The sequence below is a fragment of the Acidovorax benzenivorans genome, assembly GCF_028680575.1.
In the GTDB taxonomy this organism is placed as follows: Bacteria; Pseudomonadota; Gammaproteobacteria; order Burkholderiales; family Burkholderiaceae_C; genus Acidovorax; species Acidovorax benzenivorans.
On the sequence record NZ_JAPCKI010000001.1, the window covers coordinates 53761 to 68657 of the forward strand.

The 14897-nt window shown below is 67.1% G+C and carries 14 protein-coding genes; 11 read left to right on the top strand and 3 right to left on the bottom strand.

What is annotated here, in order from left to right:
* On the bottom strand, positions 1–699 hold the full coding sequence (gene pyrE / locus OIN59_RS00255) for an orotate phosphoribosyltransferase (RefSeq protein WP_274105954.1): 699 nt from the start codon (positions 697–699) through the stop codon (positions 1–3).
* Between the two features lie 10 nt (positions 700–709).
* Here pyrE and OIN59_RS00260 point away from each other — a divergent pair, with 10 nt between their 5' ends.
* The 8 genes from OIN59_RS00260 (at position 710) to OIN59_RS00295 (ending at position 8971) form a co-directional block, all read left to right on the top strand.
* A complete protein-coding gene (locus OIN59_RS00260) occupies positions 710–1513 on the top strand; it encodes an exodeoxyribonuclease III (RefSeq protein ID WP_274107137.1) in 804 nt (267 codons plus the stop codon).
* A 26-nt stretch (positions 1514–1539) separates the two neighbouring features.
* A complete protein-coding gene (locus OIN59_RS00265; RefSeq protein WP_274105956.1) occupies positions 1540–3447 on the top strand; it encodes a GspE/PulE family protein in 1908 nt (635 codons plus the stop codon).
* Between the two features lie 191 nt (positions 3448–3638).
* A complete protein-coding gene (locus OIN59_RS00270; protein ID WP_274105958.1) occupies positions 3639–4190 on the top strand; it encodes a molybdopterin-dependent oxidoreductase in 552 nt (183 codons plus the stop codon).
* Positions 4171–5838 (top strand): sensor domain-containing diguanylate cyclase, encoded by a 1668-nt coding sequence (locus tag OIN59_RS00275; protein ID WP_274105960.1) that lies wholly within the window; start codon positions 4171–4173, stop codon positions 5836–5838. Before OIN59_RS00270 ends, OIN59_RS00275 begins: the two co-directional genes overlap by 20 nt.
* 23 nt (positions 5839–5861) lie before the next feature.
* Positions 5862–6224 carry a response regulator gene (locus OIN59_RS00280; protein ID WP_274105962.1) on the top strand — a complete coding sequence of 121 codons (363 nt, stop codon included), beginning with the start codon at positions 5862–5864 and terminating at the stop codon, positions 6222–6224.
* A 1-nt stretch (position 6225) separates the two neighbouring features.
* Complete coding sequence (locus OIN59_RS00285; protein ID WP_274105964.1) at positions 6226–6840, top strand: chemotaxis protein CheC; 615 nt, start codon at positions 6226–6228, stop codon at positions 6838–6840.
* 145 nt (positions 6841–6985) lie between these two features.
* A complete protein-coding gene (locus tag OIN59_RS00290; protein WP_274105966.1) occupies positions 6986–7624 on the top strand; it encodes an MBL fold metallo-hydrolase in 639 nt (212 codons plus the stop codon).
* Positions 7625–7870: 246 nt separating this feature from the next.
* Positions 7871–8971: a GGDEF domain-containing protein gene (locus tag OIN59_RS00295; protein WP_274105968.1), complete on the top strand. Its 1101-nt coding sequence runs from the start codon at positions 7871–7873 to the stop codon at positions 8969–8971.
* 16 nt (positions 8972–8987) lie between these two features.
* On the opposite strand, the gene OIN59_RS00300 is transcribed toward OIN59_RS00295, so the two are convergent.
* On the bottom strand, positions 8988–9839 hold the full coding sequence (locus OIN59_RS00300) for a M48 family metallopeptidase (RefSeq protein ID WP_274105970.1): 852 nt from the start codon (positions 9837–9839) through the stop codon (positions 8988–8990).
* 130 nt (positions 9840–9969) lie between these two features.
* Between OIN59_RS00300 and OIN59_RS00305 the strand changes: the two genes are divergently transcribed.
* From OIN59_RS00305 to OIN59_RS00315, 3 genes are all read left to right on the top strand, one after another.
* Positions 9970–11352 carry an AmpG family muropeptide MFS transporter gene (locus OIN59_RS00305; RefSeq protein ID WP_274105972.1) on the top strand — a complete coding sequence of 461 codons (1383 nt, stop codon included), beginning with the start codon at positions 9970–9972 and terminating at the stop codon, positions 11350–11352.
* A 150-nt stretch (positions 11353–11502) separates the two neighbouring features.
* On the top strand, positions 11503–12225 hold the full coding sequence (locus OIN59_RS00310) for a response regulator (RefSeq protein WP_056643106.1): 723 nt from the start codon (positions 11503–11505) through the stop codon (positions 12223–12225).
* Positions 12226–12322: 97 nt separating this feature from the next.
* Positions 12323–13579, top strand: a complete 1257-nt coding sequence (locus OIN59_RS00315) for a HAMP domain-containing sensor histidine kinase (RefSeq protein WP_274105976.1) — start codon at positions 12323–12325, stop codon at positions 13577–13579.
* Positions 13580–13603: 24 nt separating this feature from the next.
* On the opposite strand, the gene OIN59_RS00320 is transcribed toward OIN59_RS00315, so the two are convergent.
* Positions 13604–14848: a YbfB/YjiJ family MFS transporter gene (locus tag OIN59_RS00320; RefSeq protein WP_274105978.1), complete on the bottom strand. Its 1245-nt coding sequence runs from the start codon at positions 14846–14848 to the stop codon at positions 13604–13606.
* Positions 14849–14897: the final 49 nt, after the last annotated feature.

Here is a 14897-nt window from a genome sequence, read left to right on the forward strand (position 1 = left end):
CTACCCCTCGTTGACGCCATACCGCTGGCGGTAGGCCAGCACTTTTTCGTGATGGGAACGCATCCCCTCCGCCCCGTTGTGCTCCAGGTACAGCAATAAGTCTGCCAGCCGTGCAATGGCGCAGACCTGCATGCCCAGTTGCTCGCGCACGTACTGCACGGCGCTGTGGTCCACGTCCTGGCCATTCTCGGTGGCTTTTTCCTGGCGGTCCAGTGCAATGGCGACCGCATGGGGCGTGGCGCCAGCGGCACGGATGATGGCGATGGACTCGCGGGCAGCGGTGCCCGCCGACATCACGTCGTCCACGATGAGCACCCGGCCCTGCAGTGGCGCGCCCACCAGCGTGCCGCCCTCGCCGTGGTCCTTGGCCTCCTTGCGGTTGTAGGCAAAAGGCACATTGCGGCCCAGCCGGGCCAGTTCCACCGCCACGGTGGCAGCCAGCGGAATGCCCTTGTATGCGGGGCCAAACACCATGTCGAATTCGATGCCGCTGGCCAGCAGGGCTTTTGCATAGAATTCCGCGAGCCGCCCGATCTTGCGGCCGTCGTCGAACAGACCGGCATTGAAAAAGTAGGGGCTCAAACGCCCAGCCTTGGTCTTGAATTCACCAAACCGCAGCACGCCCGACTCGACGGCAAAACGGACGAAATCCTGCGCCAGCTGGCCCTGTTCGGGGGTTTGCACGCCAACATCCACCATGGGGAAATCCTTGTTCAAGTTAACCAGCCTCAATCTCAATGGCATCCGCTCGGCCACCAGCAAAGGCGTGGAAAGCTGGATGGCAGCCACGCGGCCGGATTGTATTTGTGTGCAGGAAGTCAAGGCCCAGGCCGCCGACATGGCCAACCGGTTCGAGCGCCTAGCCGACCTGCAGGGACACTTCCAATTTGCCCAAAAGAAGGGCTATTCGGGCGTAGGCATCTACACCCGGCACCAGCCATCGGATGTAGTCATTGGCTATGGATCGGCAGAGTTCGATGCAGAAGGACGATATGTCGAGCTGCGTTTTGACACGCCCGCCCGCAAGCTGTCCATCATCAGCGCGTACTTTCCCAGCGGCTCCTCAGGTGAAGAGCGCCAGTTGGCCAAGTTCCGCTTTCTGGCCGAGTTCCACCCCCACCTCATGCGCCTGAAGGCCGAGCGCGACTTCATCCTGTGTGGCGACATCAACATTGCGCACCAGCAAATCGACCTCAAAAACTGGCGCAGCAACCAGAAGAACAGTGGTTTTTTGCCCGAAGAACGCGCCTGGATGACAAAGTTGTTACACACAACTGATGAAGGCGGCGGCATCATAGACGTTTACCGTCAGTTACAACCTACCGCCACCGACACCGCCTACACCTGGTGGAGCAACCGCGGTCAGGCCTATGCCAACAACGTGGGTTGGCGGCTGGACTACCACCTGGCTACCCCTGCGCTCGCGGCGCTGGCGCGCGCTGAACATATTTACAAGGGCGAGAAATTCTCGGACCACGCACCCATCACGGTGGACTACGCACTGACTCTATAAGCCTCAGCCCCAGACACTCCGCCCCGATGACCGACGCCAGCACCTCCGCCCCGCCTCCCGCCCACAGTTTTCGCCCCCAAAGCGCCGAGGCGCTGTGGCGTCAGATCTCCACCCCCCACCCCATGGTGGGCAAGGCACGGCACCTGGGCGAGGCGCTGGTGCACGCAGGACTGCTGTCCACCCCGGACCTGGCAGAGGGCCTGCAGGCGCAGCAAGAAGAGCGTGGCAACGGCGTGCAGCGGCCCATCGGCCAGATCCTGGTGGACCGGGGGGCCCTCACCCAAGACCAGCTGCGCAGCGTGATTGCCACCTGGCTGGGCGAATACACCGTGCACCCCGGCGACATCACGCCCGAAGCGTCGGCCCTGGCGCTGATCCCCCGTGCCGTGGCCGAGCGCGAGTCCGTGCTGCCCCTGATCGCACGCGAAGACGCGCTGGTGCTGCTGATGGCCGACCCCTGGGACCGTGTGCTGATCGACGAGATCCGCTTTCTGACCCAGCGGCGGCTGATTCCGCTGCGGGCGGCGCCCGGCACGCTGATGCCCGCCATCCACAAGGCCTACCGCACCCGCCCCACCGACGCAGGCGGCGCGGCAGCGGGCGCACGCGCCACCTCGCAAGAGCTGCTGACCAACCTGAACACCACGTCGCCAGACGCCGACACCGAGCAGGCCGACGTGATCAGCGAGTCGGACAACACCCTGGTGCGGCTCATCAACTCGGTGATTGACGAAGCCATCAGCCACCGTGCCTCGGACATCCACATCGAGACCGAGCCCGCCCCGCACAACGTGCGTGTGCGCCTGCGCATCGACGGCGACCTGGTGCCCTACCTGGAGCTGCCCGCGCGCTACCGCTTTGCAATGGTGGCGCGCATCAAGATCATGGCCAGCATGGACATCTCGGAGCACCGCAAACCGCAGGACGGCAAGATCGACTTTGCCCGCTTTGGCGGCCCCCCGGTGGAGCTGCGCGTGGTCACCGTGCCCACCTCGCGCGGGCTGGAAGACGTGGTGCTGCGCCTGCTGGCGGGCGCCAAGCCCCTGCCGCTGGAGAACATCGGCCTGAGCCAGCCCAACCTGCTGGCGCTGCGGGCAGTGGTGCAGAAAAGCTATGGGCTGGTGCTGGTGTGTGGCCCCACGGGCTGTGGCAAGACGACCACGCTGCACTCGGTGGTGCGCGACATCAACACCGCAGGCCGCAAGATCTGGACGGCCGAAGACCCCATCGAGATCACGCAGGAGGGGCTGCGCCAGGTGCAGGTCAACGCGCGCATCGGCTGGACCTTTGCGGCGGCCATGCGTACCTTTTTGCGCGCCGACCCGGACGTGATCATGATCGGCGAAATGCGCGACGAGGAGACTGCGCGCATCGCCATCGAGGCCTCGCTCACCGGCCATCTGGTGCTGTCCACCCTGCACACCAACTCGGCACCCGAGAGCATTGCGCGCCTGCTCGAAATCGGCCTGGACCCGTTCAACTTCTCGGACTCGCTGCTCGCCATCCTTGCGCAGCGCCTGGTGCGGCGCCTGTGCACCGCCTGCCGCGAGCCGCGTGTGGCCGACGATGACGTGTTGGCGGGCCTCGCGTCGCAGTATCTGGAGAGCGGCACCCACAACACCACCGAAGCCCGCCAAGCGCAAATCGTGCGCTGGCGCCAACAATACGGCGGCGCGCAAGGCGAGCTGCGAATGTGGCGCCCCGTAGGCTGCACCCAGTGCGAGGGCCACGGTTATCGCGGCCGTCTGGGCATCCATGAGCTGATGATGTGCGACGAAGCCATTCGCCAGCACATCCGCCACCGCGCCCCCGCCTCGGATATCCGGCACTCCGCCCTGACTGCCGGCATGCTCACCCTACGGCAGGACGGCATCGAAAAGGTACTGCAGGGCCTGACCGACATGAACGAAGTGGTGGCCGCGACCAACCTGTAGTCCCCATCAGCCACCCGCCAACCCGCAAACACCGTTAACAATTGTCAAAACCACCCGCCATGCTGCAATTTTCCATTGGACGGCGATCGGCTTTCCTGCTTTCGCGGGCATAGTCGGGCCGTGCTACTACCCCATAACCGGAGCCATTCCGGGCCCCGACGCGTGGGCAAGAAGATGTGAAAGTGGAGACGATGTTGTTCAGACTCCTGGCTGCCTTGCGGTCCCGCGCAGGCGCCGCCTTGCTGGCCCTGATAGGGCCCCTGAGCCTGTGCCTGCCGCAGTGGGCTCACTCCGCCCCCGTGTGCCCCACTCCTCAGGGGCGCGGGGTGCTGCAACTGCAATCACCCGGCGAAGGCCGGGCCCAGGCCTGCGATCTGCAGGCCCTGGAGCGGCTGCCCGCGCGCGATGTCACCACCACCTTGCCTCCAGCGCTGGGTCTGGCCGGTGAACACCGCTGGACCGGGGTGCCACTGCGCCAGTTGGTCGAGCACCTGGGTGGCGGCGAACGCAGCCGTATCGTGCTGACCGCCTTGAACGACTATACGGTGGAGATCCCCTGGAGCGACCTGCTCCGCTACGACCCCGTGCTGGCCTACCGGCGCGACGGCGAGCGCATGAGCATCCGAGACAAGGGGCCGCTGATCCTGATCTACCCGTTTGGCGCGGCCCACCCCGCCCTGCAGCAGGGCCAGGACTACGTCAACCGCACCATCTGGCAGGTCCATGCCTTATCCGTCCGCTAAGCGGCAGACCCTCGCAAGCAATTCCAGCGGCACGCCCGCCGCCAGCGGCCCACGCACCACCTACCGACTGCTGGTCTTGGTGGTGGCCATGGCCCTGGGCACGTCAGCAGCCCTGTGGTGGACGCTGCGCCAGGCCCAGGACCTTGCACAGCCCCACCAGCAAAACGATCTCTGGTACATCTCCAGCGTGCACAACGAACTGGCGCGGGTGAGCCTGTTGGCGCGCCAGCTGCGGGGCCGGGAGGCCAGTGCACAAGACCTGACCGACCGGCTGGACGTGCTGTACAGCACCCTTGACACCTCGGGCCGCGGGCCGCGCGTGAGCACCCAGTTGCGCGAAGCGCTGCCGGGCACGGCACAGAGCCTGGACGAGTTGCGCACCCTGGTCGAGCAGTGGTCCGAACAAGCCATCGCCAGCACGCCCGGCAGCAGTGCGGCTCGGCCCCAACGGGCCACAGCGACGCCACAGGCCGCCGTGCGCGTGGCAGAGGACATCAGCCGCCAGTCCGACACCTTGCTGGAGCGCCTGCGCCAAGCCGTGGCCACGGTGCACCTGTTCAGCAACCAGCAGACCGACCACGCACGCCAGCAGCTACACCAGCGTTTCATCGTGCTCAGCGTGGTGCTGAGCGGCCTGCTCGGGGGCACCGCGTTGCTGATCGCCAAGCTGGTGAAAGACGCGCGAGCAGCCACCGCTGCATCCCGGCGGTTGGCGCAAACCAACCGCGAACTGGAAGACCTCGTGGCACGGCGCACGCGCAAGCTCGAAGAAGGCCGCGCGCTGCTGGGCTTCATCCTGGACACCAGTCCCAGCGACGTACTGCTGACCGAGGTCGAGAGCGGCCACGTGCTTTTCATCAACCACCGGCTGACCGAGCGCCTGGGGTTGAAGGCAGCACCGAAGACCCTGTTTCTGCCCGACCTGCTGTACGACCTCGACACACGCCAGCGCTTCATGCAGACCCTGGACCAATACGGCCAGGTCGACGCCATGGAGGCGCAGATTGGCTCCCAAACCCCGTGCTGGAGCTCACTATCGGCCCGCCTCATCGACGTCGAGGGTCAGCTGGCCCACCTGCTGTGGGGCTTTGACATCAGCACCCACAAGGCCCTGGAGGCCCAGCTGCGCGAACTGGCCACGCGCGACGCGCTCAGTGGCCTGCTGAACCGGCGCGCCTTCATGGAGCGCAGCACCGCGCTGTTTGACCACTGCCGCCGCCATGGGCAACCCTGCACCGTGCTGATGATCGACATCGACCACTTCAAGCGCATCAACGACTTGCACGGCCACCAGATGGGCGACACCGCCATCCGCGCCTGCGCCGATGCCATCGGTCAGGCCCTGCGCGAGGCCGACCTTCTAGGTCGCCTGGGTGGCGAGGAGTTCGCCGCGCTGCTGCCCCACGCCAGCGCCAACAGCGCGCAACAGGTCGCCGAGCGCATCCGGGGCGCCATCGCACAACTGGGCCTGGTGTCTCCTGCAGGAGAGCCGGTCACGTTCACCATTTCCATCGGCATGGCCACCAACGAGCGCTACCACACGGGCATCGAACCACTGCTGGCCGACGCCGACGCGGCGCTGTACCGCGCCAAGGCCACCGGTCGCAACAAGGTGCTGGCCCACGAGGCGGCCGTCCCCTCCCCTTAACCCTCAACCAACACATGACCACCATGAGCCTGCGCCTTTTGATTGTGGATGACAGCCGCATGTCCCGCCTCATCCTGCAGGGCCTGGTGCTGCAGGCCCACCCCGACTGGACCATCGTGCACGCAAGCAGCGGCGAAGAAGCCTTGCAACTGGTGCGCGAGAGCCCCGTGGACCTGGTCTCGATGGACTTCAACATGCACGGCATGACCGGCCTGGAAGCCGCACTGGCGCTGCGCCAGTTGCAGCCCCAGTTGCCGATTGCCATCCTCACGGCCAACGTGCAGACTGCCATGCAGGAGCGCATCGAGGAAGCTGGCATGGTGTTCATCGCCAAACCCATCACCGCCCGTGCCGCCCAACAGCTCGCCGCCCTCGCAGGAGCCTGACATGACCCTTCAGCTAGACGCCGAACAGATTGATGCACTCAGTGAGATCTTCAACATCGGCGTGGGCAAGGCCGCAGCCGCCATGGGTAGCCTCATGCACGACGAAGTACTGTTGTCGGTGCCCCGTATCAGCATCTTCACCGTGAGCGAGGCCGCCCAGCAGCTGGGCGCCGCTGGCAGCACCATGTACGGCGTGCGCCAGCCATTTCGCGGGGCCTTCAACGGCGATGCCCTGCTGATCTTCCCCGGCCACAAGAGCCTGGAGATCGTGCGCATCGTGGCGGGCCAGAGCGTGCCCGGCGAAGACCTCAGTGCCATCGAGCAGGACGCGATGACCGAAGTGGGCAACGTCATGCTCAACGCTTGCATCGCCGCCCTGTCCGACCTGCTGGGCAACGAATTCCAGCTCAGCCCGCCCAGCATTGATGTGGGCGACAGCCGGACCATCCTGGGCACCCGCATCCAGAACCACCTGGTGGTGTTCCTGCACATCCGCTTTGAGCTGCTGAGCAGCCAGATCGAAGGCTTTGTGGTGTTCGTGCTCAACACCACGTCCCTGGAAGGCCTGCGGGCCGCCGTGAACCGGCTGCTGGGACGGCCCATGGACGCAGACTGAAGGCCCAGGGCACACGATACCTGGCAGCGCACACGCCCTGTGCGACACTCGCGCCTATCGCCTTCCGGCCCTGCCGCCACCGCGCGAACCCGCCGCCGCCACCGTTGCAGGCGGCCCTGGCGCGATGGGTTACCGCCTCTTCCCGATGCTCCGCTACCTCACCGTCCCCGTCACTCCCTTTCAGCAGAACGCCTCCATCGTCTGGTGCGACGCCACGCAGCAGGCCGCCGTGATCGACCCGGGCGGCGATCTGGATACCTTGCTGGCAGAGGTGGAAAAACGGGGGCTGCAGTTGGCACAGATCTGGCTCACCCACGCCCACATCGACCACGCGGGCGGCACGGGCGAGCTGGCCCAGCGCCTGGCGCTGCCCATCGTCGGCCCGCACCCAGGCGACCAATTCTGGATCGACGGGCTGCCGCAGCAAAGCGCGATGTTCGGTTTTCCGCCCGCGCAACATTTCATACCCACACGCTGGCTGACGGATGGCGACACGGTGCAGATCGGCAACGAGACGCTGAAGGTGCGCCACTGCCCGGGCCACACGCCCGGCCACGTGGTGTTCCACGCGCCGCAGATCGACCGCGCGTTTGTGGGCGATGTCCTGTTTGCAGGCAGCATCGGCCGCACGGACTTCCCACAGGGCAACCACCAGCAGCTCATCGACAGCATCACGCAGCGCCTGTGGCCGATGGGAGATCAGACGGTATTCATTCCCGGTCACGGGCCGGAGAGCACGTTTGGCCGGGAGCGCCAGAGCAATCCGTATGTGGGCGGCACCTGACCCCAAGCCAAACGCTCTTATATTCATAGCACTTCAGGCATATTCCATGGGCACGATCACCTGGTTTGACTTGAAATCTGTCGCCTGTGCGCTGTCTCATGCCTCTGTCCAGCGCCCCACGCCGCCTGCTGCACAGCGCCAATCAGACCCAGGGATACCCACCAGTTCGGCGCAACTGCCATAGCGCTGGGGGGCTACGATGGTGCGTTTGCTCCCCCTGCATCCCACCCAGAGCCCCTCTGTGCCATGACTTCATCGAACGCACCGCGCCCTCCGCTTGAACCCCAGCGCGGCTCCAGCCTCGCGGGCAAGGCCTACTGGGCCATGGTGCAGCGCGTGGCGCTGACGGCGGCGGCCATCGACGCGGGCTACATCCTGCTGTTTCTGTGGCTGGGCTCGATACCGCTGGCGGCCATCAATGTGCTGAGCATCGCCATGTATCTGGGCGCCTACCGGCTCATCCAGAAGCGCTACAACGCCGCAGCGCTGGCCCTGATCTGGCTGGAGGTGATCGGGCACTCGGCCCTGGGCTCGCTGCTCATCGGCTGGGAGAGCGGCTTTCACTACTACCTGTTGATGTTCATCCCCGCCATCGTGATCGCCAACACGCGGGGCTACGCCGCGCCCATGGTGCTTGCCCTGCTGGCCTACTACCTGGGCCTCCACATGGTGAGCAACGCGGTGGGGCCGCTGCACCCGCTGCCTGCGCAGAGCGTGAAGATCGTGAACTGGGTGCACATCTGCGTGGTGTTTGCCATGTCGGCGGCGCTGTCGGCGTTCTATCGCCGCACCATCCTGATCGCCGAGGCACGCCTGCGCAAGCAAGCCACGCGCGACCCGCTGACCGGCCTGGCCAACCGCAGCCACTTCGACGCGCAAGCCACCGAGGCATTGGAGCGCAGCCAGCAGAGCGGCGCCCCCGTGACGCTGCTGTTGTGCGACGTAGACCACTTCAAGCGCGTGAACGACCAGTACGGCCACGCCGTGGGCGACCAGGTGCTGGTGGCCATGGGCCAGGTGCTGGCAGACAACCTGCGCGAGGGGGATGTGCTGGCACGCTGGGGTGGCGAAGAGTTCTTGGCGCTGATGCCCGCCAGCCCGCTGGACGCCGCAAGCGCCACGGCCGAGCGCATTCGCGCCGCAGTGGCGCTGGCGCCACTGTCCGTAGGCCCCGCGCCCATTGCACTGACCCTGTCATTTGGCGTGGCCCAGGTGCACGGGCCAGACGATCTGCAGGCCGCCATCGCCCGTGCAGACCAGGCGCTGTATGCCGCCAAAAACGCAGGGCGCAACCGGGTGCAGCTGGCGGGCGAAGACACCAGCGCCGCACTGGCGGCCTCCATATAGAAACCAGCTCGGCGGCTTAACCGTTGCGGCGCGCGGCCTCGTACAGGCCCTGCACCTTGGGGACATTGGTCTCCAGCTCGCGGATGCGCGCCGGGCCCGAGGGGTGGGTGGACAAAAACGCCAGCCCGCCCTGTTTGCTGCCGCTGGCATTGCCCATCTTCTGCCACAGGCTCACGGCGGCCGAGGGCTGGTAGCCCGCGCGCGCGGCCAGCTCCAGCCCCACCAGGTCGGCCTCGCTCTCGTCCGAACGGCTGAACTGCAGCGTGAGCAACTGTCCGCCCAGGCCGGCGGCCGCCTGGCCCAGGTCCCCCAGGCCCAGCAGTTGTGAGCCCAGGCGCAGCGCGAGGTTGGTGCCCTGCGTCTTGGCGATGCGCTCGCGTGCGTGCTCACGCAGCGCATGGGCCATCTCGTGGCCCATGATCATCGCGGCCTCGTCGTCGGTGAGCTTGAGCTGGTCGAGGATGCCGGTGTAGAACGCAATCTTGCCGCCGGGCATGCAGAACGCGTTGATCTGCGAGCTACCGATCAGGTTGACCTCCCAGCGCCACTGGCGGGCCCGATCGTTCCAGGGCGTGGCGTACGGGATCAGCCGCTTGGCGATGGCGTGCAGGCGCTGCAGCTGGGGGTGGTTGTCGGGTGCCAGCGCGCGCTTGGCGCGGGCCTGCTGCAGCATCTGCTGGTACTGCTGGGCGGCGGAGTTCTCCAGCGTCTCGGCGGGCACCAGCTTGCGCAGGCTGGACGCCGAGCCCACGTCCACCTGCGCCAGCACCGGCGCGGCCGCACTAGCGCCCGCCGCCAGCAGAAACGCGCGGCGCGCGGACCATGGGGACGACGGTGCAACGGAGGGAGCGGGGCAGAAAAGACACATACAAGGCAATCCCAGAAGGAATAATGAGCAGCGCTGGCACACCACACACCAGAGCCTGCCGTGCAGATGGAGGCCGACGGGCTGGCTACAAGGGTGTGTCGGCGATGATAGACAAAACCTCCGCGCGCCCATGTCAGACACCTCCACTTCATCCACCCCCAGCCTCATCCCTGAGAAACCTCCGCGCACGCCCTGGCTGCAGACGCTGCGCGTGTACCTGGAGCCCGCCAGCCTGCGCATGCTGACCTTGGGCTTTTCGGCCGGGCTGCCGCTGCTGCTGGTGCTGGGCACGCTGAGCTTTCGCTTGCGCGAGGCGGGCATCGACCGCAGCACCATCGGGTACCTGAGCTGGGTGGGCCTGGCCTATGGCTTCAAGTGGGTGTGGGCGCCACTGGTGGACCGCATGCCGATCCCGCTGCTCACGCGGGCGCTGGGCCGCCGCCGCAGTTGGCTGCTGCTGTCGCAGGCGCTGATCGTGGCGGGGCTGGTGGGCATGGCGCTGGCCGACCCGCGCCAGACCCTGGGGCCCATCGTGTGGTGCGCGCTGGCCGTGGCGTTTGGCTCGGCCACGCAGGACATCGCGCTCGATGCCTTCCGCATCGAATCGGCCGATGCCAACCACCAGGCGGCACTGGCAGCGTCATACCAGACGGGCTACCGCCTGGCGATGATCTGGGCCGGGGCGGGTGTGTTGTGGATCGCAGCGCGCTCCGAGGTCGCGCCCGCCGTGGGCCAGGCCATCGCGCAAGGCGCTGCCGCGTACCAGAACGGCGCCTGGCAGGCGGCCTACCTGGCCATGGCCGCGTCGATGGCGGTGGGTGTGGTCACCGTGCTGTTCTCGCGCGAGCCAGTGCCAGTGGCGCTGCCCCCGGCCAAGAACGCAGCCGAGTGGATTCAGGGCGCATTGGTGGCCCCGTTTGCTGACTTTCTGCGCCGCTACGGCTGGCATGCGGCGCTCATCCTGGCGCTGATTGCCGTGTACCGCATCAGCGACGTGGTGATGGGCATCATGGCCAACCCGTTCTACGTGGACATGGGCTTCACCAAGGACGAGGTGGCCGCCGTGACCAAGATCTACGGCGTGATCATGACGCTGGCTGGCGCCTTTGTAGGCGGTGTGTTGTCCATGCGCTTCGGCGTGATGCGCATCCTGATGCTGGGCGCCGTCCTGAGCGCCGCGAGCAACCTGCTGTTTGCCTGGCTGGCGGGCCATGGGCATGACGTGACGGCGCTGATTGCCGTGGTGTCGGCCGACAACCTGGCCAGCGGCATTGCGTCTGCGGCCTTCATCGCCTACCTGTCGAGCCTGACCAACGTGAGCTATTCGGCCACGCAGTACGCGCTGTTCAGCTCGATGATGCTGCTGTTGCCCAAGTTTGTGGCGGGCTTCTCGGGCGACTATGTGGATGCGTTTGGCTACGCCCAGTTCTTCACATCGACGGCACTGCTGGGGCTGCCGGTGCTGGTGCTGGTGTGGCTGGCATCACGCATCCAAAAGATCGGAGGCGCTTGATCTATTTGCCTCTAAAGCTATTGAATCAATAGCGAACCTGGAAGCCTCTCGCCACCCGGTTTACCGGAACTTTACGGGGGCTTCAACACGGGGAGACGGCCCTGCCGGACCATGAAGACAGTTTCAAAGCCTCGCTACTACACTGCCCCCATGAGCTCCCAACTGCTGATGATCGAAGACGACGCCCGCCTCGCGCAGATGGTGGGTGAGTACCTGGGCCAGTCGGGCCTGCAGGTCACGCACCGTGCCGATGGCAAAAGTGGCCTGGCGCAACTGCAGGGGCCCGATGCCGGCCCGCTGCCTGATCTGGTGATCCTGGACTTGATGCTGCCCGACATGGATGGGCTGGAGGTATGCCGCCGCATCCGCTCGCTGCAGGGCAACGCGGCGCAGGTGCCGGTGCTCATGCTCACCGCCAAGGGCGACCCCATGGACCGCATCATCGGCCTGGAGCTGGGCGCCGACGACTACCTGCCCAAGCCGTTTGAGCCCCGCGAGCTGCTGGCCCGCATCCGCGCCATCCTGCGCCGACGCACCGACGGGGGCGGCGCTGCAGCCGCTACCCAGGTGCTGCGCTTTGGCACGCTGGAGATCGACCGCGACGCGCGCACCGTGACGGTGGCGGGGCAGGCGGCAGACCTCACCTCGTACCAGTTCGACCTGCTGGTGGCGCTGGCCGAGCGCGCGGGCCGGGTGCTTACGCGCGACCAGATCATGGAGGCCGTGCGCGGCCGCGAGCTGGAGGCGTTTGACCGCTCCATCGACGTGCACATGGGCCGCATCCGCGCCGCGATTGAGGCCGATGCCAAGAACCCGCGCCGCATCCTCACGGTGCGGGGTGTGGGCTATGTCTTTGCAAAACAGCAGGACTAGATGAAGCACATCCCCCTGAGCGGCTTCGCGGCGGCCACTGGCCTGGGCTGCGCCAGTTTCCAGCAGCGCGCCAACTGCTGACGCCCATCGAACAGTCATGTCTCTTCCCACCCCCTTCTCCCGCCGCCTGTACCTGCGCATCTGGCTCGCTGTCGTCGGCGGCATTGCGGTGCTGACGCTCACTGTGGGCTGGGCCTGGCGCATGGCCGAGGAGCAGAAGGTGCAAAACAACCAGCCGTTTGTGCCGCCCTCGCGCGAGATGGCGGTGCGCGACCCGGCTGGCAACCTGGTGCTGCGCGGCATGGCCACGCGCCAGCCGTCCGAGCCAGGCGAGGTGGTGGAATTCCATATCGAAGGCGAGAACGGCCAGACATTCACGCTGCAGATGGCACCGCGCCAGCCCCGGATGGGCCACAACGGCGGTCGGCCCGGCGGCCCCGGCCAGGACGAGGCCGCCTTCTGGACCCGTCCGCCCTTCGGCTTCTTGTGGCTGCTGGGCATTGTGGGGCTGGCGGTAGCGGTGGGCGTGTACCCCATCATCCGCCGCCTCACACAACGGCTGGAGGCGCTGCAGCGCAGCGTGAAGAAGTTTGGCGAGGGCGACCTGTCGGTGCGGGTGCCCGAGCAAGGCCAGGACGAGGTGGCCGACCTGGCACGCCAGTTCAATGCGGCGGCAGAGCGCGTAGAGACACTGGTCAAGTCGCACAAATCGCTGCTGGCCAATGCATCGCACGAGCTGCGCTCGCCACTCACCCGTATCCGCATGGGGCTGGAGCTGATGGGGGGCCAACAACCATCGCCCGCTTTCCGCGAAGAGATTTTGCGCAACATCGCCGAGCTGGACCAGTTGGTGGACGAGATCCTGCTGGCCAGCCGCCTCGATGCGCGCGAGGCCGACGTGGGCACGGTGGAGCTGGTGGACCTGATTGGCCTGGCCGCCGAAGAATGCGCTCGCGTCGATGCCGACCTGGACGTGGGCGCCAGCCCCGACTCGCTGGAAGTGCGTGGCGTGGCCAAGCTGCTGCGCCGGGCCATTCGCAACCTGCTGGAAAACGCGCGCCGCTACAGCACGGGCGAGATCACCGTGGTGGTGTACCGCCGCCATGGCCACGCCGAAGTGCATGTGTGCGACCACGGCCCGGGGGTGCCACCCAGCCAGCGCGAACGCATCTTTGAGCCCTTCTACCGCCTGCCAGGCGCCAGCGAGCGCGCGGGCGGCGTGGGCCTGGGGCTGGCCCTGGTGCGCTCAATTGCAGGACGCCACAACGGCACCGTGCACTGCCAGGACCGGGCCGACGGCGACAGCGGCGCGTGTTTTGTGCTGGCGCTGCCGCTGGCGCCGTCCACGCATTGATCGAAGCGGGAATCAGCGTGTAAATCAGCGCGCTGCCGGGCGCAGCGCCAGTGGCCAGCGCCACGCCATGGTGGCATACAACACCGCGCCCACCCCCAGCGCGGCAGCGGCCACGGCCAGCCCATACACAAACCCCTGGCCCTGCGTAGCCGCGTGGTGCAGCATCCACGCCACCATGGGCGGGCCCACGATCTGCCCGATGCCATAGGCGGCGGTGAGCAGCCCCGGAAAACTGTCACCCGCCGCAGGCCACACACGCCGCGCCTCCTGCAGTGCATAGAAGGTGATGGCCGTGAACGGCAGTCCCAGCAGCAGGCTGCCCAGCGCAAACCCCGCAGGCCCCGGCCACACCAGGCTGAGCGCAATGGCCCCGGCCTGCACGATGTAAGCCGCCATCAGCAGCCAGCGCCGGTCCCACGCGGCCGGGGTGCGGGTGGTCAACGCCGCGCCCAGCGCCACACCGGCACCAAACAGCGGCCAGAACAGGTCCGGCCAGGGCGACCCGGCGGGCAGTGCTGCGCGCGCAATCACCGGCAAAAAAGTGGCGGTGACGATGTAGCCCAGCCCCGCCAGCCCGTAGGCCAGCGTGAGCCCCGCGCGCGCCCAGGGCCCATGGCCGGGGGTAGAGCCGTCCACCACAGGCCCGGAGGCTGCCGCCGACGCGGGCAAGGCCACGCCCTGCAACACCGGCCAGATGGCGGCGCACAGCCCCACACTCAGCAGGCCAAACACGCCCCAGCCCGCCGCTGCGGGCCACTGCAGGGCCACCATGGCACTGGCCGACAGGCCGGTGAGCACGATGCCCAGCCCCGGCCCACAAAAGATCAACCCGCCCAGAGCGGGCTGGCCCAGCGCCACCAGCCGCAGCATGCACCACACCGAGACGTTCAAAAACACCAGCGCACTGGCCACCCCTGCTGCAAACCGCAGCGCGGGCCAGGTGCCCGGCAGCGGCAGCGCCATGCCCAGCGTGAGCAGCACCGTGGCCGCAAGCCCCCAGCGCGCCAGCCGCGCCGCGTGCCACCGCTGGCGCGCACGGGGCGCCACCCAGGGCAGCGCCATGCAGGCCAGCGCCCCGATCAGGTACCCCAGGTAGTTGGCCGTGGCCAGCCAGCTCCCCCCCGCCAATGTGACCACGCCGTCGTGCAACATCATCGGCAGCAGCGGCGTGAAGGCAAACCGGCCTACGCCCATGGCCACCGCCAGGGCGGCCATGCCCGCCAGTGCTACGGCCAGGGGGCGGTCTTGGGGGGCGGTGCGCGGTTCCATGCAGGCGGTTTCCAGTCTATGATTCTTTTTTGAGATTTATTTTCTTTTA

Coding starts and splice junctions, on each gene's coding strand:
- pyrE (WP_274105954.1), bottom strand. CDS start 699: ATGGTGGATGTTGGCGTGCAAACCCCCGAACAGGGCCAGCTGGCGCAG.
- OIN59_RS00265 (WP_274105956.1), top strand. CDS start 1,540: ATGACCGACGCCAGCACCTCCGCCCCGCCTCCCGCCCACAGTTTTCGC.
- OIN59_RS00270 (WP_274105958.1), top strand. CDS start 3,639: ATGTTGTTCAGACTCCTGGCTGCCTTGCGGTCCCGCGCAGGCGCCGCC.
- OIN59_RS00275 (WP_274105960.1), top strand. CDS start 4,171: ATGCCTTATCCGTCCGCTAAGCGGCAGACCCTCGCAAGCAATTCCAGC.
- OIN59_RS00280 (WP_274105962.1), top strand. CDS start 5,862: ATGAGCCTGCGCCTTTTGATTGTGGATGACAGCCGCATGTCCCGCCTC.
- OIN59_RS00285 (WP_274105964.1), top strand. CDS start 6,226: ATGACCCTTCAGCTAGACGCCGAACAGATTGATGCACTCAGTGAGATC.
- OIN59_RS00290 (WP_274105966.1), top strand. CDS start 6,986: ATGCTCCGCTACCTCACCGTCCCCGTCACTCCCTTTCAGCAGAACGCC.
- OIN59_RS00295 (WP_274105968.1), top strand. CDS start 7,871: ATGACTTCATCGAACGCACCGCGCCCTCCGCTTGAACCCCAGCGCGGC.
- OIN59_RS00300 (WP_274105970.1), bottom strand. CDS start 9,839: ATGTGTCTTTTCTGCCCCGCTCCCTCCGTTGCACCGTCGTCCCCATGG.
- OIN59_RS00305 (WP_274105972.1), top strand. CDS start 9,970: ATGTCAGACACCTCCACTTCATCCACCCCCAGCCTCATCCCTGAGAAA.
- OIN59_RS00310 (WP_056643106.1), top strand. CDS start 11,503: ATGAGCTCCCAACTGCTGATGATCGAAGACGACGCCCGCCTCGCGCAG.
- OIN59_RS00315 (WP_274105976.1), top strand. CDS start 12,323: ATGTCTCTTCCCACCCCCTTCTCCCGCCGCCTGTACCTGCGCATCTGG.
- OIN59_RS00320 (WP_274105978.1), bottom strand. CDS start 14,848: ATGGAACCGCGCACCGCCCCCCAAGACCGCCCCCTGGCCGTAGCACTG.